Below are 18,873 nucleotides of genomic sequence, written 5' to 3'. Positions count from 1 at the left end.
CTTCGCGCCTAAGACTCTCTCCCTAGAACAGGGTACGGCGGCGGGTCCTTTGGGGCTAGAGCAAAGCGGTCGCCCGCGCCGAGGCATCCCTCCGTATCTGCTTAACCGCGGCTACCTCCGTCTCCAGTTCCTTCATGCGCGTGGTCAAGTACTTGTCCAACACCGTGGTGATCTTCGCGTCGAATCCGGTGCTTTCGCGGCAGCCCGCATCGGTGACAGCGATCTTCAGTTCTTTTTGGCCGCCGGCGTCCAATCCCGCAGAGACCGCTTCGCCCGGATGGCTGTAGGGGAAGGCCGTTGTGGACATGCATTCTTTCCAGGAGTCGACGGCGGTCTGGATCCCGGCGTCCTGGCCTGCAGCGTTGGTGGCGACCATCAGCGAGTTGAAAGCCAATGCGGTGGCCCTCATGTAGTTGTCGGCAGTCCCATAGATGGCGGTGATGCCCTCGGCTTTGCAGCCTCCCCACAGCATCCCCGTACCTGCTGAGGACTGGACTACGTTCTGTTCAGGCGAGCCACTGCCGTTGAGGGCCTGCTGAAAAGCGGGATCGGCCATGAGTTTGCCGAGGTCGGAGTCCGGGGCGGGCTCGCCCGGTCCCTTGGGCTTGGTTGAGGCGTATCCCGAAGCCCGTGCAGTCTCAACGCTGAGCGTATCGAAGCCTACGTGCTGTTTGAGATCCACGGATTGCTGTCCTGCGGAAACCGGTGTGTAGTCGTATCCAGCCTTGGCCATGCACCGACGCACGGCTTCGGCCACCCCGTTTTCGGCCGCGGAATCCGCGGACGCGAACTGCTCGGCTGCCAGAGTCACGCCGGACACCGGATGCTCCGCCGGTTTGGTCAGCATGGAGGAGACTCCTGGCGTGGCGGCGGCAGCCAATGTCGCGGCAGCCCCGGCAGTAAGAATCAGTACCCCAATGGTTTTCTTTTTCATCGTTTCTCCTCTGGACGAATTATGGTCGGTTTTTGGCAATGCGGTGGCCGGCCCTGGTGTTCCAGGGCCTGGTTTGGAGCGTGATGATCTAGCCGATCAGCCTGTTTTGGTACGCGAAGGCAACCAGCTGGATCCGGTTTTTGAGTTTGAGCTTGGACAGGATGTTCCCGATGTGGGATTTCACCGTGGCGTCGCTGAGAACCAGGGACGCGGCGATCTCCCCGTTGGCCAGGCCTTTGGCGGCCAGCATGAAGACATCGTGCTCCCGGGCCGACAGGGGTTCCAGGACGGCCGTGTTGGACTCTGCGGGAGTGGTGTAGTCCCTGAGTAGTTCATTCGTAGCCGAAGGAGCCATGACCGCGTGCCCGGCGTGAACGGTGCGGATGGTGGCGAGCAGGAATTCCGGTGTCGCATCCTTGGTGAGGAAACCGCCGGCGCCGGCTTGGATGGCGCGCACCACGGCTTCGTCGTGCTGGATGGTGGTGAGCACAATGACCTTTGTACGGCCGCTGCTTTCGGTGATGTGGCGCGTGGCGGTGATCCCGTCCATGACCGGCATCCGAATGTCCATCAGCATCACGTCCGGTCCGACGTCCGCCGCGAGGGCAACAGCCTGCTCACCGTCAGTGGCTTCGCCTACCAGGTCCAGGTCAGGCTGGCTGCCAAGGATCATCTTCAAACCAGCGCTGAACAAGGGTTGATCGTCAACCAATGCGACGCGGATCGGGGTGTCGTTCATGGCAGGATTGCCTCCACTTCGAAGAGTTGGCCGTTGGTGACCGTAGTGAGCCGCCCGCCCGCCGCCGTCGCGCGTTCACGCATACCCGGGATGCCGCGGCCGGTTCCCGACGGCGGCAGTTCAGTCCCGCCGTCGGCCAGCCTTGAGCGGATCTTCAGACGCAGGCCGCGGGGTTCGCGGGCAACCGTCACCACTGCGCCGGCCTCGCGGTCCCCATGTTTGAACGCATTCGTCAGGCTTTCCTGGACGATTCTGTAGACGGTGAGGTCCTCTACCGGGGAGAGACCCTCCAGCCCGGCCGTGTGCAGCTCGATAGGCATCCCGCTGCTCTCCAGGCGTTCGGCCAGGGCCGGCAATTCCGAGGTTCCGGGTGCGGGACCCTCCAGTTCCGAGCCGAAACTTTGCACGAGCCGCCGGGTTTCCTGCAGTGCGCTCCTTGCCGAAGACGCAATGACGTTGGCCGCCTCCTCCACCAGTTCCGGCTCAGTCCGGTGGACGTAGCGGATCCCTTCCGCCTGGGCTGTGATGACGGCGAGGGAATGCGCAAGGACGTCATGCAGCTCCCGGGCGATCCTGTTGCGCTCTTGTTCGATCACCAAGGCGCCCGCCGTTGATTCGAGCCGGGACTCCGCCTGTTCCTTCGCCATCCGGTTGGCAACGGCCTGCCGGACCGACGCAGCGGCAGCCCATCCAGCGAGGTTGAGGGCCGAGAATGAGGCGAACACCAGGAAGGCGTACACAGCAATGCGGAAGGGGCTCGCTTCGGTCAGCTGTTTGCCGAAAACAAAGTTGATCCACGCGGTGTCGGCGAACCAGTTCACGGTGACCAGCCCGGCTGCGGTCACGGCCGCAACAGGCAGTGGCCACCGCTGCGGTTCTTTCCAACCGAGAGTGGTGAAAAAGAAGAGCACCGGCAAGCACACATAGGGCGTGGCGCCGGACAGCATCACGCTCGGGAAGATGCCGAACGCCTGGAAGCCCAAGGCAGCGAAGGCGAAGACGATGGCGGGAACGGGGACCAGTTCGGCGGCTGCAACCGCCGCCGTGAGGGCGACCAGGACCGCGCTCGCCGAATCGAAACTGCGTTCCTCCAGGACCATGAGTGCCACGAGCATGCCAAGGCCTGCCAAGGGTGCGGCGGCGGGGCGGAGGGCCTGGATTCTCGGTGACATGCTTCAACCCTAGGGTGAGCGGTCCGGGCTCGGGCCCCGTTTGGCCCTTGGTTCATCCGGGCGGGGGAGCAAGTTCGTCCGAGGTACTGAGAGGCGCGACATGCCGATGGGGGTGCGGCGGCGCGCGCCCCCCGGAGCACGGTCACATTGCGTTTGCGGAGTAGAACGGCCCTTGTGTACGCATTTACGGAACTACACTGTTTCTATGCCGCAAATACGAATTTCCGAAGCCGCCCGCTTCCTCGGTGTCAGTGACGACACCGTGAGGCGTTGGACAGAGAACGGGACGCTCACTCCGCAGAAGGATCCCGCTGGCCGATTGGCGGTTGATGGCCTGGAACTCGCGACTTTGGCGCGCAGCCAGTCCCACCTCCCGGACGACCCCTCCCGTTCCGGAAGTTCGGCGCGGAACCGCTTCGTCGGCCTGGTCACGGGGATCACGGCGGACAAAGTGATGGCGCAGGTCGAGCTTCAATGTGGGCCGTTCCGCGTGGTGTCCCTCATGAGCAGCGAGGCCGTGCGGGAACTCGGCCTTGAGCTCGGTTCGGTGGCCACAGCGGTAGTCAAGGCCACCACGGTGATCATCGAAACGCCCCAGGGAAAGAGCATCATATGACCATCACCCGCAAAAATTTCACCGCACTGTTGGTGGCCGGCGTTTTGGCGGCAAGCCTGGCCGGATGCGGCTCAGGCACCAACACCACGGCAAGCTCCACCTCATCCCCGTCGGGCGAGATCACTGTGTTCGCCGCAGCGTCCCTTAAAGCACCTTTCACGCAGTTGGCCAAGGATTTCGAGGCAGCCAACCCGGGCACAAGAGTGAAACTGAGCTTCGCGGGCTCCTCCGATCTCGTCACGCAGATAACCCAGGGGGCCCCGGCCGATGTGTTCGCCTCGGCTGACACCAAGAACATGACAAAGCTTGCCGACGCCAAGCTGCTGGACGGCACTGCCACCAACTTCGCCACGAACGTCCTTGAGATCGCAGTCCCGCCCGGCAACCCGGCGTCGATCTCATCGTTCGCCGACCTCGCCAAGCCGGGTGTCAAGATAGTCACCTGCGCCAGCCAGGTTCCCTGCGGCGCGGCAACGGACACGGTTGAGAAGGCCAGCGGTATAACGTTGAGCCCCGTCAGCGAGGAATCCTCGGTGACCGACGTGCTCGGCAAGGTCACCTCGGGCGAGGCCGACGCCGGCTTGGTCTACGTCACGGACGTGAAGGGAGCCGGCGACAAGGTTAAAGGCATTCCGTTCGCTGAATCGGACAAGGCGGTCAACACGTACCCGATCGCCACGGTAGGCTCCAGCAAGAACAAGGCGCTGGCAGCGGCTTTCGTGGCCGCAGTGACCAGTGAAGCAGGCAAGAAGGTTCTGGGTGACGCCGGATTCGGCGCACCGTAAGGAGAGCATGAAGACCACCACCGGCTACCATGGCGTCCCCCGATGGATCTATGCCGTGGCAGCAGCGGGCGGCCTCCTGGTGGTCCTTCCGCTGGCGGCCATGCTGCTGCGCGTCAACTGGCCGCAGTTCGTTCCCCTGATCACCTCGGAGTCTTCCCTGGCCGCGTTGGGCCTGAGCCTGCGGACCTCTGCCGCCAGCACGGTCCTCTGCATCGTGTTGGGCGTGCCGCTGGCGCTGGTGCTGGCACGCGGCGAGTTCCCCGGGCAGAAACTCCTGAGGTCGTTCGTTCTGTTGCCGCTGGTGCTGCCACCCGTCGTCGGGGGTATTGCGCTGCTGTATACCTTTGGCCGTCAGGGTTTGCTGGGGAAGTCGCTGGAGATGGCCGGCGTCCAGATCGCGTTTTCGACCACCGCGGTGGTCCTGGCGCAGACCTTCGTAGCCCTGCCCTTCCTGGTGGTCAGTTTGGAGGGTGCCTTGAGGTCGGCAGGAAACCGGTATGAAGCCGTGGCTGCGACCCTCGGGGCGAAACCCACCACCGTCCTTCGCCGCGTCACCCTTCCGCTGGTCCTGCCGGGGCTGGCATCGGGCGCTGTGTTGTCGTTCGCGCGCAGCTTGGGGGAGTTCGGAGCTACCCTGACGTTTGCGGGCAGCCTGGAAGGCGTCACGCGGACCCTGCCGCTGGAAATCTACTTGCAGCGCGAGACCGACGCCGACTCCGCCGTCGCGCTGTCCCTTGTCCTGGTGGCGGTGGCCGTCGCGGTGGTGGGGCTCAGTTATGGTGGCCGTCGGCGCGCGGCTGCGGCGGTCCAGGCATGAGCTTCGAACTGCAGGCCAGCCTCCGTGCCCGGAACTTCGACATGTCGCTCAGCCTCGCTGACGGTGAAACCGTGGCCATCCTCGGTCCCAACGGGGCGGGCAAATCAACGTTGTTGGGCGTGATTGCCGGGCTGTTGCGGCCCGATTCCGGCTCGGCCAGGATTGCCGGGCGGCAGTTGTTCAACCTCGACGCCGGCACCCACCATTGGGACGCACCCCACCTGCGCGGTACGGCCCTTCTGGCCCAGGAAGCGCTGCTGTTCCCGCACCTGAGCGTGGTGGACAACGTGGCGTTCGGCCCCCGCAGTGCCGGGGCTTCCAAGGCTGCGGCCCGGGAAACTGCGCAGCGTTGGCTGGCGGAGGTTGACGCTTCGTCCCTCGCCGACAGGAAGCCTGCCCAGCTCTCCGGAGGCCAGGCGCAGCGGGTTGCCGTGGCGCGCGCCCTGGCTGCCGAGCCGGAACTACTGCTGCTCGACGAACCCATGGCTGCCCTGGACATCCACGCTGCACCGCTGCTGCGCCGTGTGCTCAAACGCGTGTTGAAGGACCGGAAGGCCATCATCGTCACACACGACGTCCTGGACGCCTACATGCTGGCAGACCGTGTGGTGGTGGTGGAAAACGGCCGGATCGTCGAAGAGGGCCCTACCCGCCAGGTCCTTGAACGGCCCAGGAGCCACTTTGCCGCCGGACTCGCCGGACTGAATCTCGTCACCGGTACTCTGGGCCGAGAGGGAATCACGACGCCGGATGGCCGGTTTTTCGCTGGACAGCACGATCCCGACTGGTCACCCGTGCCCGGCCAGGCAGGCGTGGCGGCGTTCCCGCCGTCGAGCGTTTCCGTCTTCCTGGGTGATGTGCACGGAAGCCCGCGCAACTCCTATGCGGTGACCATCACGGACCTTGAGCCACACGGCGACCAGGTCCGGGTGCGCGCCAGCGCCGGCACCGACGGCGCGTTGTCCGCCGACATCACGCCTGCAGCCTCCGCAGACCTTGGCCTTGCCCCCGGGATGGAGGTGCGGTTCGTGGTGAAGTCCGCGTTGGTGTCGGTCTACCCGGCGTGAGCCCTACTCCCGGCTTCAACTGACGGAGGCCGCCGGCACTACGCCGACGGCCCCCGCTCCCGTTTGGATTCCATGCCGGCACATCCTCCCGGAGGAACAGGGCACGGCCTGCACGTGTCTGTGGGGACAACAACGTTGGCCCTACGTGCGCAGGGCAAGCCCAGGACAGATTCTCTGCTACTCCCGGTACATCCGCTCCGCATAGGACGGCCCGTAGTAGGTCTCGAGATCTTCCAGCGGCGTCTCCGGCTGGGTGTACGCCTGGGCGAGCACCGCGATGCTAGGAAGGTCTTCGGATTCCCACGTTTCCGGCTGCCACAGGCCGCTGCGCATGAAGGCCTTGCCGCAGTGCGTGAACACTTCCTCCACCGAAACCACGACGGCGGCACGCGGCCGGTGCCCCTTGACCACCATCTGATCGAAGAAGTCGGCGTCACGCACAATCCGAGCTGTGCCGTTGATTCGCAGGGTGTCCGTCCGGCCGGGCACCACGGAGAGGATGCCGACGTTGGGGTTCTCCAGGATGTTGTGGAAACCGAAAGCGAGCTTGTTGCCCGGGCGCTCGGGGATGGCGATGGTGTGCTCGTCCAGGACGTGGATGAAGCCGGCCGGGTCCCCTTTGGGCGAGGCGTCCACGCGGCCGTTCGCGTCCGTCGTCGAGAGGACGCAGAAGGGGCTGGCAGCCAGCCATTGGCGGTCGAATTCACTGAGCGCGGTGCGGACCTTCTTACGCACGCGCTCAAGGGGCAATCCGATCAGGGCTTCGAGTTCATCAGCGGTGGAAATGGTGTCCATGCCCCCAGCCTAACGGGCAGCTATGGACACTGGTTTCGCCGTGGGCAAACATGGAAGCAATGACCACAAAATCAAACTTGAGCGTAGTAGACTCAACTTTGAAAGTATTGGTCACACTCCAGAAAGGGAGCACTCTTTGGACGTCAAATTCACTACCAAAAGCCAGGAGGCCCTTTCTGCGGCCGCCATGAACGCCTCAACGGCCGGGAACCCCCAGCTGGAGCCGGCGCACCTGCTCAAAGCCCTCATGGACCAGCGGGAGGGTGTTGCCGTGGCTCTTCTGCGTGCCACGGGGGCTGATCCTGATGCGGTGAGCGTGCAGGCGAGCTCGGCCATCAAGGCCCTGCCGTCGTCGTCGGGCACCTCGGTGCAGCAGGCACAGCTGTCCCGCCAGTCCATGCAGGCCATCCAGGCAGCGCAGAACGAGGCCGACAAACTCGGCGATTCCTTCGTCTCCACCGAGCACCTGCTGCTGGGGCTCTCCGCCGGAAGTGACGCCGTCGGGAAGTTAATGCGCGACGCCGGTGCCTCCCACGAGGCGCTGCTCGCCGCCCTGCCCGGTGTCCGGGGTGACCGGAAGGTTGACTCCCCGGATCCCGAAAACACCTTCCAGGCCCTGGAGAAGTTCGGCACGGACCTGACCGCCGTGGCCCGTTCGGGCAAGCTGGACCCCGTCATCGGGCGCGACAGCGAGATCCGGCGCGTGGTTCAGGTGCTGAGCCGCCGTACCAAGAACAACCCGGTGCTGATCGGTGAGCCCGGCGTCGGCAAGACCGCCGTCGTCGAGGGCCTCGCCCAGCGCATGGTGGCCGGCGACGTCCCTGAGAGCCTGCGCGGCAAGACCCTCATCGCACTGGACCTCGCCTCCATGGTGGCCGGTGCCAAGTATCGCGGCGAATTCGAGGAACGGCTCAAGGCTGTGCTCGAGGAGATCAAGAACAGCAACGGGCAGATCGTCACGTTCATCGACGAAATACACACGGTAGTGGGCGCCGGAGCCACCGGCGAGAGCGCCATGGATGCCGGCAACATGCTCAAGCCCATGCTGGCCCGCGGCGAACTGCGGCTCATCGGTGCCACCACCCTTGACGAGTACCGCGAGAACATCGAGAAGGATCCGGCCCTGGAACGCCGATTCCAGCAGGTTTACGTTGGCGAGCCCAGCGTCGAGGACACCATCGGCATTCTCCGCGGCCTGAAGGAACGCTACGAGGCACACCACAAGGTCGCCATCGCAGACTCCGCCCTGGTTGCTGCGGCCACGCTGTCCAACCGCTACATTTCGGGTCGGCAGCTGCCTGACAAAGCCATCGACCTCGTGGACGAGGCTGCGTCCCGACTCCGCATGGAGATCGATTCCGCCCCGGAAGAGATCGACCAGCTCCGCCGCGCCGTCGACCGTTTGACCATGGAGGAACTGGCGCTCCAGAACGAGACCGACCCCGCCTCCGTCGAGCGGCTCGCCGCAATCCGCGCCGACATGGCGGACAAGAAGGAAGAACTCAACGCGCTCAACGCCCGTTGGGAGGCTGAGAAGGCCGGGCTGAACCGCGTGGGTGACCTGAAGGCCAAGATCGACGAGCTGCGTTCGGCCGCCGACAAGCACCAACGCGAAGGCGACCTCGAATCGGCGTCGCGGATCCTGTACGGCGAACTGCCCGCACTGGAACGTGAGTTGAGCGCCGCAGCCGAGGAAGAGTCTGCCCGCGGCGGTTCGAAGCCCGAGCTGATGGTGGCAGAAGATGTCACCGCCGACGACATTGCCGAGGTCATTTCGGCCTGGACAGGTATCCCCGCCGGCCGCATGCTCCAAGGCGAGTCCCAGAAGCTGCTTCACATGGAAGAAGAGCTGGGCAAGCGGCTCATCGGACAGAGCAAGGCAGTGCAGGCCGTTTCCGATGCTGTGCGGCGTGCCCGTGCCGGCATCAGCGACCCCAACCGCCCCACCGGTTCGTTCCTGTTCCTGGGTCCCACGGGCGTCGGTAAGACGGAGCTGGCCAAAGCCTTGGCCGACTTCCTCTTCGACGACGAACGCGCCATGATCCGGATCGACATGTCCGAGTACAGCGAGAAGCACGCCGTGGCCCGCCTGGTCGGTGCCCCTCCGGGATACGTTGGCTACGAAGAAGGCGGCCAGCTCACCGAGGCAGTGCGTCGCCGCCCGTATTCCGTGGTTCTGTTGGACGAAGTCGAAAAGGCCCACCCCGAGGTCTTCGACATCCTCCTGCAGGTTCTCGACGACGGTCGCCTCACCGATGGCCAGGGCCGCACCGTGGACTTCCGCAACACCATCCTGGTGCTGACGTCCAACTCGGGAAGCCAGTTCCTGGTGGACCCGTCGCTGGACGCCAAAGCCAAGCGCGACGCCGTCATGGCCGTGGTCCAGGCATCCTTCAAACCGGAGTTCCTGAACCGCCTGGACGAGATCGTGCTGTTCGATCCGCTGTCCGTCGAGGAACTTGCGCGGATCGTCGAGCTGCATGTGGCCGAACTGGGCAACCGTCTCCGCGATCGCCGCCTCAGCCTCGAGGTGACCGACGGCGCCCGCGCCTGGCTCGCGATGTCCGGCTACGATCCCGCGTACGGCGCCCGCCCGCTGCGTCGCCTGGTCCAGCGCGAGATCGGTGACCGCCTGGCCAAGGAAATCCTGGCAGGGGAGATCAGCGACGGCGACACCGTACTGGTCGATACCGCCGCTGATGTGGACGAACTCACCATCGAGGGTTTTGAGGCGCTCTCAAACCCCGACGGCGGTGCCCCCGCAGGCACGGGCCTCACCGTCCGCAGGAAGTAGCTCCGTCCGGCGCTACTTGTCGAGGAGGTTTTCCTTGATGGTGTTGCCGGAGTCCACCACGATGAAGCAATCAACGCGGCGGTCGCCCCGATCCCAGCTGGTGCTGCTGGGGTACACGTTCTGCTGGAGCAGGATGTAGTTGGCGGCCGCTTTGTTGAGCTTCACTGTTTTACATACTTCCCTGCCCTTGTCCCGCAAAGCGGTGGCGCCGGGGAAGGACTCGTCGGCTCCGTAGCTGAAGACTGCGCCGAGCTGGGCCGAGTGTTCTGTTCCGCACTCCACGGCCCTGGCTTCAGTGGCTTTGGGGTCGAAGCTGGCGAAGCAGTCGCCTACCTGGAAATCCTTGGCGTTCGTGTCGCGGGGAAGGGGGCCGGGGGTGGACGTCGCGCTGGGGCTTGCCACGGAGGCTTCGGGACGGGTGCCGAGCAGGTTGAGCAGGACCCAGATCACCACCCCGATCAGGACCAGGACACCGAGCACGATTCCACCAATGACAAGGCGTTGACGCTTGATCGGATCGCCGTGCTGCTCGGGCTGCCACTCCTGGCCCATGCCCGGCTCGTGGCCTGGGTAGGGCTGGGTTTGGTAGGGCTGTCCCGCCGTGGGCTGCTGGGGCGGATATGGCTGCTGCCACGGGTAGTGCGGGTCCGTGCCGGTGGGCGCTTCAGCAGCCGCTGAAACGTCGCTGTGAGCGTCGCTGTGAGCAGGGTCGGGGGCGTCGCCGTCGGTGGCTGCGGTAGCCTCGCCGCTTTCCGGTGGCAGCGCGGGGTCCGGCTGCTCGCTCGGATTCGGTACGAAGTCAGGATCAAGCTCGGGTGCGGGATCCGGCTGGAGGCCTGATGGTGTTGTCAGCGGGGCCGAGTGCGGCTGCTCGCCGGAAGCCGGGGGAGGTGTTTCGGGCATGGGGGATGACCCCTCTTTGCCTTGATCGTGTGGCGAACCATCACGCGGTGAGGTGTTGTCCTGGCTCATATTCCGGGGTGTGCCTTTCCTGCTGTGGAGCCGCATTGAGGCCGACTCTACCCAATTTTCGGCGGGCTTGGAGGTCTCTGCCGTTGGTTTTGGCGGTGTTGGCCCCGGACTCGGGGTTGGAGTGGCGCACAGGCACCCCTGAAAGCATGTAATCTAGACATACGACAAATTGACCAAACATTCCGGGGCCTCACCGATAGCCAAGGTGACCACCTCCGGTCCAAGTACAAAAGGGGGTCACGCCATGGGGCGCGGCCGTCAAAAGGCAAAAGCTACCAAGCAGGCTCGGGACATCAAGTACTACTCCCCGAACACTGACTATTCGGCACTTGAGCGGGAGCTCACGGGTCCGTCCAGTCGTGTCAAGAGCCACTTCCCCGACGATCCCCCGGAGCCGGACTATTCGGCCTACGAGGACAAGTACGCGGAAGATGATGACGACGAGGTAGACACCCGCCGTATCGTATAGCTGTCGCAACCAACAGGTGCCGCTGGCACTGAGTTGCGTACCGCCGTCGTACATAAGGTCATCGAGCATCCCCGGATGCCGTACATCTTTTGAAAAGGGCCCTCAGGGCACGCCGCTCATTGGCGTACCCTGGGGGTCTTTTTCTGCGTAGGCTGGAGTTTCCAGCGCAGCATGCGTTGGGTCAACTATCCCGCAGCTGAGTCGGCCAATGAGCCGCGCACAGATGGAAGCAGGAGTACACAGGCACCATGACCACCCGTAACCATTACGCCAGCGGAGAGCCGTGTTGGGCGGACCTGCAGACCAGGGACGTCGCGGCGGCAAAGGATTTCTACCAGCGCGTTTTCGGCTGGACGTACAAGGACCTGCCCACCCCCGATGGACGCAGTTACTCCCAGGCCTTCGTGAAGGACCAGCTGGTAGCGGTGATCGCTCCGCAGAACTCCATGCAGGAAGCGGCCGGAACCCGCGGCCAATGGAACATCTACCTCGCTGCCACGGACACTGAGGAAGTGGCCGAGGATGCTGCCCATGCCGGCGGGAAGCTCCAGTTCGGGCCGGAGGCTGTCGCCGATACCGGGGTACTGGCGTTCATCGAGGCCGCGGGTGGCGGAACCACCGGTATTTGGCAGGCCGGAACGCACCTCGGCAGCCACCTCTACAACGAATCCGGAGCGCTGGCCTGGGCTGAACTCCTGACGCCCGAGCCCCAGGCCGCCGTCGGATTCCTCCAGCAGCTGTTCGGATACGAGGTCACCGAATACCCGCAGGACGACGGCGGCAGCTACAGCACGCTGATGGTGAACGGTGAGGAGGTGGCTGGCGTGGTTCCTGCCGGAGAAGGCGAGGAAGCCGGATGGCAGGTGTACTTCGGAGTGGACGATGTCCGCAAAGCCGCCGATGCAGCCGTTGCCGCCGGGGGAGAGCTCCTGGTTGAACCCGATGCCCGGCCGGAGGCGGGGTCGCTAGCTACCATCCAGGATCCGCAGGGCGGTGTGCTGAGTCTGATCCAGGTGTGAAGCACAGCGGGCCGTGGCCATTGATGACGCGCATACTCACTGAGGCCGCGGACATGGACTGACGCTGCCCGGATGTGGGTGTCGGCAGTCCGGATCCTTGGCGCCAACGAATATGGGTGTCGCCAGTGACAGGGCACAGGCAATAAAAAGAGCGGCCGGGCAGTTGAGACTGCCCGGCCGCTCCTTTATAAGGCGATTTGCCGCTTAGGCGTAGGCGTTCACCAAACGGACAGCGCCGCCGTCGACGCCCTTGGCACCCTGGACGTAGTCCGGGCCGGTCTTGTCGATCGAGTCGCTGTCAGCCGAAACTGTGCCCATGATCCAGGACGGCAGGCCGCGGTCGTTCAGGCGGGCCACGGCGGCGTCTGCTGCTTCGGCGGAAACGATGGCCACCATGCCCACACCGAGGTTCAGGGTGCGCTCGAGGTCGGCCAACGGGACGTTGCCGAGCTCGGAGACCAGCTTGAAGATGGCCGGGAGTTCCCAGGTGTTGCGGTCCACCGTGGCGACGAGGCCCTGCGGGAGGACGCGTGCCAGGTTGGCAGCGAGGCCACCACCGGTGACGTGGCTGAAGCCGTGAACGGCGTCGGCCGTGTGCACCGGGAAGGCGCGGGCCAGGTCAAGGCAGTCAGCTGCGTAGACGCGGGTGGGCTCCAGGAGCTCTTCGCCCAGCGTCCGGCCGAGCTCGGAAACCTGGCGGTCCAATGCCCAACCTGCGTGGTTTATGACGCGGCGGACCAGGGAGTAGCCGTTGGAGTGCAGGCCCGAGGAAGCCATGCCGATGACGACATCGCCGGCACGGACGCGGTCCGGGCCGAGCAGCGCGTCAGCCTCGACGACGCCGGTGGCGGCACCTGCGACGTCGTACTCGTGCTCGCCCAGCAGGCCCGGGTGCTCAGCGGTTTCGCCACCCACCAGGGCGGTACCGGCCACGGAGCACGCAGCAGCGATGCCACGGACGATGTCCGCGATGCGCTCGGGCACAACCTTGCCGCAGGCGATGTAGTCCGTCATGTACAGCGGTTCTGCACCGACAACGACGATATCGTCCACGACCATGCCGACGAGGTCGAAACCGATGGTGTCGTGGATGTCCATGGCCTGCGCGATGGCGACCTTGGTGCCGACGCCGTCCGTGGACGTGGCCAGCAGCGGCTTCTTGAAGGTGAGCAGCTTGGAGACGTCGTACAGGCCGGCAAAACCGCCGACGCCGCCAATCACCGACGAGTTGTGGGTCGCCTTGACAGCGTCCTTCATGAGTTCGACGGCGCGGTCTCCCGCTTCGACGTCGACACCGGCCGAAGCGTAGGTGATGCCGGCGTTGTTCTCAGCGGCGGGGGTTGCGGAGGTCATACAGACTCTTTCTTGTCGGCGTCGGTCAAACGATCAGCGTCGGTCAGCAAATTCTCGAATTCGGCGTCAGGCCCGGGATCGCAGCCTGTGGCGCCCGGCTTCTCGGCCGGGTCCTCGGAAGCGTCCACCGAATCGGCCTCGGTAGCCGGTTCCAGTCCGCCAAGATCGGTCCGTTCCAGCAGGTTCTTGCCGAGCTTGTCCGCGTGCGGCAGTTCGATCGGGTACTTGCCGGTGAAGCATGCCGTGCAGAGGCGTTCGCGCGGCTGCTGGGTGGCGCCGATCATGCCGTCTTCGGAGATGTAGGCCAGCGAGTCAGCGCCGATGGCCTGGGAGATCTCCTCGATGGTGGCGCCGTTGGCGATGAGCTCCGCGCGGGAGGCGAAGTCGATGCCGTAGAAGCAGGGCCACTGGACCGGGGGAGAAGAAATCTTGACGTGTACCTCAGCGGCGCCGGCTTCGCGGAGCATTCGTACGATGGCGCGCTGGGTGTTGCCGCGGACGATCGAGTCATCCACCACCACAATGCGCTTGCCGCGGATCACGGATTCCAAAGCGTTGAGCTTGAGCCGGATACCGAGCTGGCGCAGGGTCTGCGAAGGCTGGATGAACGTACGGCCCACGTAGGCGTTCTTGACGAAGCCGTGTGCGAACGGGATCCCGGACTGCTCGGCATAGCCAACAGCGGCGGGGGTACCGGACTCGGGAACCGGGATCACGAGGTCTGCCTCGTGCGTGTTTTCGCGGGCCAGCTGGCGACCCATTTCAACGCGGGCCTCGTACACGGAGCGGCCGGCAATGGCAGCATCCGGGCGGGCGAGGTAGACGTACTCGAAGACGCAGCCGGCAGGGGTTGCCTCGGCGAAACGCTGGGAGCGGACGCCGTCCTCGTCGATCGCGATGAATTCGCCGGGCTCAATCTCGCGGATAAAGCTTGCACCAACGGTCGCCAGACCGGCCTGCTCGGAAGCGACAACCCAGCCGCGTTCCAGGCGACCCAGGCACAGCGGGCGGATGCCGTAGGTATCGCGGGCTGCGTAGAGGGTTCCTTCATCCATGAAGACGAAGCAGAAGCCACCCTTGATCTTGGGCAGCAGCTCCAGTGCGGTCTGCTCCAGGGTCTTGCCCTCTTCGCCCTCAAGGAGGGCGGTCACCAGTGCGGTGTCGGAGGTGTTGCCCTGCTTCATTTCACCGGTCAGCTGGCCGTCGTTGCGCTCAAGGATCATTTCCCGGAGCTCAGCGGTGTTGGTCAGGTTGCCGTTGTGGGCCAGGGCAACCGTGCCGGTTGCCGTCGCACCGAGGGTCGGCTGCGCGTTGGCCCAGTGGCTTGCACCGGTGGTGGAGTACCGGCAGTGGCCTACGGCCAGGTGCCCGGTAAGGGTGTTGAGGGTCGTCTCGTCGAAGACCTGGGACACAAGGCCCATGTCTTTGTAGACGTTGATGCGCTTGCCGTCACTGGTAGCAATACCAGCCGATTCTTGTCCGCGGTGCTGCAGCGCATACAGCCCGTAATAGGTGAGTTTTGCTACTTCTTCACCGGGAGCCCAAACCCCGAAGACGCCACAAGCGTCCTGGGGGCCTTTTTCGCCGGGGAGAAGATCATGAGAAAGTTTTCCGTCGCCACGTGCCACTGGTCGATTGTCTCATGCTGTGGCCGTGGTACGTTCCCCCGATTCCTATATGACCCCGCGAAGGGGCAAAGATCAGGCGTGTCCGGCCGAAAATGCGGTGTGTCTCACAGTGGCTCCCCTCAAAAGAGGCGGGCCGGGCGCCCGACTTAGCGGACGTCGTCGTTCTCGGGTCCTTCGTCCGGAACCGAATCCGGGACGGCTTCGACGACGGCCCGCTCGGAGCGCTTGACGCTGACGCGGTCCAGGATCAGGGCCAGGACCGAGAAAAGGATGACGCCGCCGCCGGCGCAGACAATCAGGAAGAAGCCAAAGACCGTGCCGGCATCGAAGGCGGGGTCGGCCGGGCGGCCGTAGGCGATGATTGCGGCCACGATCGCGCCCACCACCGCGCCCAAAATCATGAAGGGAACGAACTTGGGTGCCCGGCGAACGGTGATTTCGCGGCGGGCGGTGTTGGGGGTGGTGTCCTCTGAAGCCATGTCTTCAAGCGTACCGTTCCTCGCCGATGCGACAGTTAATGCCAATGTTCGCGGGGCAAAGTCATAGGGTCGTTGCAACGCTCTGATTGATGGAGCGTTTTATGGTCAAGTTGTTCCCCAAGGCTGCGCGTACTGAGTTTCTTGATTTGGTGTGTGCGGGGATGCCTGTTCGTACTGCTGCCCGGCGTGTCGGGGCGGTGCACGCTACCGGGCACAATTGGTGGGTTCAGTCTGGCCTAATGATGACCGTGAACCGGGGTGCTACCGGAGGTCTTGCCGATCCTGCTCCTTCAGTCGGGGGCCCTGGCCGTGCGTTGGGTCTGGAAGAGCGAGGCATGATCCAGATGGGTGTGCGGATGGGCCTCAGTTACGCGAAGATCGGCGCATTGATCGGGCGGGATAAGTCCGTAGTTTGGCGGGAGGTCAAACGCCACACGAGCGCGGACGGGAAGTACTACGCCTCGGTCGCTCACGCCAAAGCGCATCAGGACAGGCGCCGTCCCAAACCCTTCAGGCTGGCCAAGGACGAGGGTTTGTGCCGGCTGGTCGGCGTCTGGATGGATGACGGGTGGAGTCCGAAGCTGATCTCCTCGATGTTGGCGTATTACTTCGGTGACGATCAGACTATGCAGGTGAGCCACGAGACGATCTACCAGGCCCTTTACGTCCAAACCCGCGGGAACCTGCGGGCGGACCTGGCCGAAAAGCTCAGCCTGAAACGCAAACAACGCATCCCCCACGGCACTGACCGGCGCGCCAACAGCCCCTATAAAGAGGCCTTCAAGATCAGCCAACGTCCCGCCGAGGTCCAGGACCGGGCAGTGCCCGGGCATTGGGAAGGTGACCTCATCATCGGCGCCAACGGGACAGCGATCGGAACCTTGGTGGAACGCTCAACCCGGTTCACGATCCTGCTGCACCTGCCAGGGGACCACACCGCGGAAACCGTTGCCGCCGCGATGATCCGGGAGATGGCCTCCCTCCCGGATCACCTGCGCCGGTCGATCACCTGGGACCGCGGCACCGAACTGGCCGACTACGCAAAAATCCAGACCGCTCTCGATACGACGATGTACTTCTGCGACCCGCACTCGCCCTGGCAGCGCGGCACCAACGAAAACACCAACCGGCTCCTGCGGTTCTGGTTCGAGAAAGGCACTGACCTTTCAGTGCACACCCCCGAGGACATCCGCCTGGTCGCAGCGAAACTCAACCGCCGCCCCAGACCAACACTGAACCTCGAGACCCCAGCCAACCGGCTAAACCAGCTGCTACAAGCGGCCTAACCCCCAGCGTTGCTCCCACCAATTGACTTTGCCCGGGGAACATTGGCATCAACTGTCACATCGGCTGGGCGGGTTAGCTGCCGCGGTACGTCGAGAACGCGAACGGGCTCAGCAGCAGGGGCACGTGGTAGTGCTCGCCGGCGTCGGAAACTGTGAAGTGGAGGTCCACTTCCGGGAAGAACGTCTCCGTGCCCAGGCCTTCGTAGTAGGCACCTGTGGCGAAGTTCAGGCGGTAGGCGCCACCGGGAATCCGTTCGGGGCCCAGGTTCTTGATCCGGCCGTCGGTGTCGGTTTCGCCCTTGCCCACCAAGGTCCAGTCGTCGCCGTCGCGGACGTAAAGCACGACGGCGACACCCGTCGCCGGGCGGCCGGAACCGGTGTCCAGAATGTGTGTGGTGACTTGTGAAACGCTCATGCGTTGACTCCTTCGCTGATCAGTCCGGAGAGCCGCAGCAGTGCGATCTCCCGCAGCTGGCCGGCCACGATTGTGTCTTCTTCTTCGGGGGTGTGGGTGAGGCGTTCCTGGAGGGCGGCGAGCATCTCCTGTGCGCTGCGGCCTGCAGCACGGATCAGGAAGACCCTGTCGAACTTCTCCTCGTACGCGCGGTTGCCTTCGGCCAGCGCTGCTGTTGTCTGGCTGTCACCCGGGTCCACACCGGCCTGCTCCGAACGCGACATCGCGGCTTCGGTGGTTTGGGCCTTGGGTCGTTCACCGATCCGTGGGTGGTGGGCCATGGCTGACTCCACTTCGGCAGGGGTGAACGGCTCGGCGGCGCGCTGGGCCTGTCCCAGGAGTTCGTCGACGTTGGCGTAGGGGCGCGCGTCAACGATGGTTTCCACCCAGCGGCTGATGTCCAGGCAGGGGGTCAAGGTCCTGATGGCCTCGTCCCGGTCAGCCGTGTTGAATACTGCAAGCTCCATGCTTGTCATCCTCGTGCAAAATGCTGGCATCCATGGTGTGGGCTATGCGGAACTCCCGCTTTATCGGGAGGAAGTCTGGTGCTTCAAGCTTCCGCATCATGGAACTGTTATTTCAGCATACGTAATTCAGTTAAGCCGAGCGGCCCGCCCGGTGTCAAGAGACTACCTCGCGATGACGCCGCGTGCGCACTGTCAGGTAGAGCCGATGCGCGGTGATGACCAAGGCCAACCAGGCGATGCCGATGGCCCACGCGGCCAGAACGTCGGTCAGCCAGTGATGGCCAAGATAGACGCGGCTCAAGCCCATGGTGAAGGCGAAGGCTGCCGCCACGACCACCGTGACCACCCGTGCCCGCGTGGTGTTGAGCCGCAGGATGATCAGGTATGCCACGATGCCTGCGATCACGATCGAGTTCAGGGAGTGTCCGCTGGGGAAGGAGGCTGAATGCTCATAGGGCGGAATTGCGTCGGCTTGGTCGGGGCGGGTCCGGCCGAAGATCGGCTTGCCCAGGATGGTGATCACCAGGGAGCCCAGTCCGGCCGCGAGCATCAGGATGACGGGTGTCCATGAGCGGCGCCGTGTGGCCAGGAAGATCATGATGCCCACGGCAATGATGGGCATGCCCACAGTGCCGCCGACATTTGTGTAGGCCGTGATGGCCGCGTCCGCAGCGGGGGACCGGACCGACTTGGCAGCATCCAGAACGGGGTGGTCGAAGCCTGCGACCCCATCCGCTTCGGTCACTGACTCATACACCTCGCCGAACGCCCAGGCCAACGTCAGGGTGACACCCAGGCCCACCGCCAGGGTGATGATGAGTGCGGCATATGGGCCCAGGAGTCCGGTGACCCATTCGGCGCCCCGGGCCAAGGTCCGGCCGGCGGGGGACTTCCAGCGCGTCAGGTCCTGTCCGGCAACGAAGCGGTCCTGGTGCACCTCGCCCCGGATGCCCTTTTCTGCGGGCCCGTTTCCTTCAGTCGTCACTTGCGTCCCCTATCGTGGCGGCTTCGGTATTGGTGAGTAACC

19 protein-coding genes are annotated in these 18,873 nt (G+C 64.6%); 8 read left to right on the top strand and 11 right to left on the bottom strand.

Annotated features, from left to right (window positions below; genetic code table 11):
- Positions 1 to 55 precede the first annotated feature (55 nt).
- The 3 genes from JMY29_RS16975 to JMY29_RS16965 form a co-directional block, all read right to left on the bottom strand.
- Positions 56 to 934 (bottom strand): hypothetical protein, encoded by an 879-nt coding sequence (locus JMY29_RS16975; RefSeq protein ID WP_189076219.1) that lies wholly within the window; start codon positions 932 to 934, stop codon positions 56 to 58.
- Positions 935 to 1,022: 88 nt separating this feature from the next.
- Positions 1,023 to 1,673 (bottom strand): response regulator, encoded by a 651-nt coding sequence (locus JMY29_RS16970; RefSeq protein ID WP_189076218.1) that lies wholly within the window; start codon positions 1,671 to 1,673, stop codon positions 1,023 to 1,025.
- A complete protein-coding gene (locus JMY29_RS16965) occupies positions 1,670 to 2,845 on the bottom strand; it encodes a sensor histidine kinase (RefSeq protein ID WP_189076217.1) in 1,176 nt (391 codons plus the stop codon). The genes JMY29_RS16970 and JMY29_RS16965 overlap by 4 nt, the downstream gene beginning before the upstream one ends.
- A 205-nt stretch (positions 2,846 to 3,050) precedes the next feature.
- Between JMY29_RS16965 and JMY29_RS16960 the strand changes: the two genes are divergently transcribed.
- Genes JMY29_RS16960 through JMY29_RS16945 form a run of 4 tightly spaced genes read left to right on the top strand, consistent with a single transcriptional unit; the run spans position 3,051 to position 6,130 of the window.
- The gene (locus JMY29_RS16960; protein ID WP_018778319.1) at positions 3,051 to 3,461 is read left to right on the top strand and encodes a TOBE domain-containing protein; all 411 of its coding nucleotides are present in this window, start codon (positions 3,051 to 3,053) and stop codon (positions 3,459 to 3,461) included.
- Complete coding sequence (modA, locus tag JMY29_RS16955; protein WP_189076216.1) at positions 3,458 to 4,246, top strand: molybdate ABC transporter substrate-binding protein; 789 nt, start codon at positions 3,458 to 3,460, stop codon at positions 4,244 to 4,246. The genes JMY29_RS16960 and modA overlap by 4 nt, the downstream gene beginning before the upstream one ends.
- A gap of 7 nt (positions 4,247 to 4,253) precedes the next feature.
- Complete coding sequence (locus JMY29_RS16950) at positions 4,254 to 5,063, top strand: ABC transporter permease (protein ID WP_018778321.1); 810 nt, start codon at positions 4,254 to 4,256, stop codon at positions 5,061 to 5,063.
- The gene (locus tag JMY29_RS16945; protein ID WP_189076215.1) at positions 5,060 to 6,130 is read left to right on the top strand and encodes a sulfate/molybdate ABC transporter ATP-binding protein; all 1,071 of its coding nucleotides are present in this window, start codon (positions 5,060 to 5,062) and stop codon (positions 6,128 to 6,130) included. The genes JMY29_RS16950 and JMY29_RS16945 overlap by 4 nt, the downstream gene beginning before the upstream one ends.
- A 177-nt stretch (positions 6,131 to 6,307) precedes the next feature.
- Here JMY29_RS16945 and JMY29_RS16940 read toward each other — a convergent pair whose 3' ends face one another.
- Positions 6,308 to 6,925: a pyridoxamine 5'-phosphate oxidase family protein gene (locus JMY29_RS16940; protein ID WP_055972618.1), complete on the bottom strand. Its 618-nt coding sequence runs from the start codon at positions 6,923 to 6,925 to the stop codon at positions 6,308 to 6,310.
- A gap of 136 nt (positions 6,926 to 7,061) precedes the next feature.
- Between JMY29_RS16940 and clpB the strand changes: the two genes are divergently transcribed.
- The gene (gene clpB / locus JMY29_RS16935; protein WP_018778325.1) at positions 7,062 to 9,719 is read left to right on the top strand and encodes an ATP-dependent chaperone ClpB; all 2,658 of its coding nucleotides are present in this window, start codon (positions 7,062 to 7,064) and stop codon (positions 9,717 to 9,719) included.
- 12 nt (positions 9,720 to 9,731) lie between these two features.
- Here clpB and JMY29_RS16930 read toward each other — a convergent pair whose 3' ends face one another.
- Entirely contained in the window at positions 9,732 to 10,622 is an 891-nt protein-coding gene (locus JMY29_RS16930) for a septum formation family protein (protein ID WP_229778631.1), read from the bottom strand.
- A 313-nt stretch (positions 10,623 to 10,935) separates the two neighbouring features.
- On the opposite strand from JMY29_RS16930, the gene JMY29_RS16925 reads away from it, so the two are divergent.
- Positions 10,936 to 11,160 carry a DUF3073 domain-containing protein gene (locus JMY29_RS16925; RefSeq protein ID WP_018778327.1) on the top strand — a complete coding sequence of 75 codons (225 nt, stop codon included), beginning with the start codon at positions 10,936 to 10,938 and terminating at the stop codon, positions 11,158 to 11,160.
- Between the two features lie 248 nt (positions 11,161 to 11,408).
- A complete protein-coding gene (locus JMY29_RS16920; RefSeq protein ID WP_189076214.1) occupies positions 11,409 to 12,179 on the top strand; it encodes a VOC family protein in 771 nt (256 codons plus the stop codon).
- Positions 12,180 to 12,383: 204 nt separating this feature from the next.
- On the opposite strand, the gene purM is transcribed toward JMY29_RS16920, so the two are convergent.
- The 3 genes from purM to JMY29_RS16905 all read right to left on the bottom strand — a co-directional run bounded on the left by purM (position 12,384) and on the right by JMY29_RS16905 (position 15,639).
- Positions 12,384 to 13,532, bottom strand: a complete 1,149-nt coding sequence (gene purM, locus JMY29_RS16915) for a phosphoribosylformylglycinamidine cyclo-ligase (RefSeq protein ID WP_189076213.1) — start codon at positions 13,530 to 13,532, stop codon at positions 12,384 to 12,386.
- Entirely contained in the window at positions 13,529 to 15,160 is a 1,632-nt protein-coding gene (gene purF, locus JMY29_RS16910; RefSeq protein WP_018778330.1) for an amidophosphoribosyltransferase, read from the bottom strand. Before purF ends, purM begins: the two co-directional genes overlap by 4 nt.
- A 146-nt stretch (positions 15,161 to 15,306) precedes the next feature.
- Positions 15,307 to 15,639 carry a hypothetical protein gene (locus tag JMY29_RS16905; protein WP_039242993.1) on the bottom strand — a complete coding sequence of 111 codons (333 nt, stop codon included), beginning with the start codon at positions 15,637 to 15,639 and terminating at the stop codon, positions 15,307 to 15,309.
- 101 nt (positions 15,640 to 15,740) lie between these two features.
- Between JMY29_RS16905 and JMY29_RS16900 the strand changes: the two genes are divergently transcribed.
- Complete coding sequence (locus JMY29_RS16900; RefSeq protein WP_407673011.1) at positions 15,741 to 16,925, top strand: IS30 family transposase; 1,185 nt, start codon at positions 15,741 to 15,743, stop codon at positions 16,923 to 16,925.
- Positions 16,926 to 16,998: 73 nt separating this feature from the next.
- Here the strand turns inward: JMY29_RS16900 and uraH are convergent, their stop codons facing one another.
- The 3 genes from uraH to JMY29_RS16885 all read right to left on the bottom strand — a co-directional run bounded on the left by uraH (position 16,999) and on the right by JMY29_RS16885 (position 18,831).
- A complete protein-coding gene (gene uraH, locus JMY29_RS16895; RefSeq protein ID WP_189076692.1) occupies positions 16,999 to 17,340 on the bottom strand; it encodes a hydroxyisourate hydrolase in 342 nt (113 codons plus the stop codon).
- Positions 17,337 to 17,846, bottom strand: a complete 510-nt coding sequence (gene uraD / locus JMY29_RS16890) for a 2-oxo-4-hydroxy-4-carboxy-5-ureidoimidazoline decarboxylase (RefSeq protein ID WP_189076691.1) — start codon at positions 17,844 to 17,846, stop codon at positions 17,337 to 17,339. Before uraD ends, uraH begins: the two co-directional genes overlap by 4 nt.
- A gap of 154 nt (positions 17,847 to 18,000) precedes the next feature.
- Positions 18,001 to 18,831: a phosphatase PAP2 family protein gene (locus JMY29_RS16885; protein WP_189076690.1), complete on the bottom strand. Its 831-nt coding sequence runs from the start codon at positions 18,829 to 18,831 to the stop codon at positions 18,001 to 18,003.
- Positions 18,832 to 18,873: the final 42 nt, after the last annotated feature.

The organism is Paenarthrobacter nicotinovorans (genome assembly GCF_021919345.1).
GTDB classification, from domain to species: domain Bacteria; phylum Actinomycetota; class Actinomycetes; order Actinomycetales; family Micrococcaceae; genus Arthrobacter; species Arthrobacter nicotinovorans.
The sequence above is the reverse complement of the archived record's forward strand: the minus strand, read 5'-3'. Positions and strand labels throughout refer to the sequence as shown.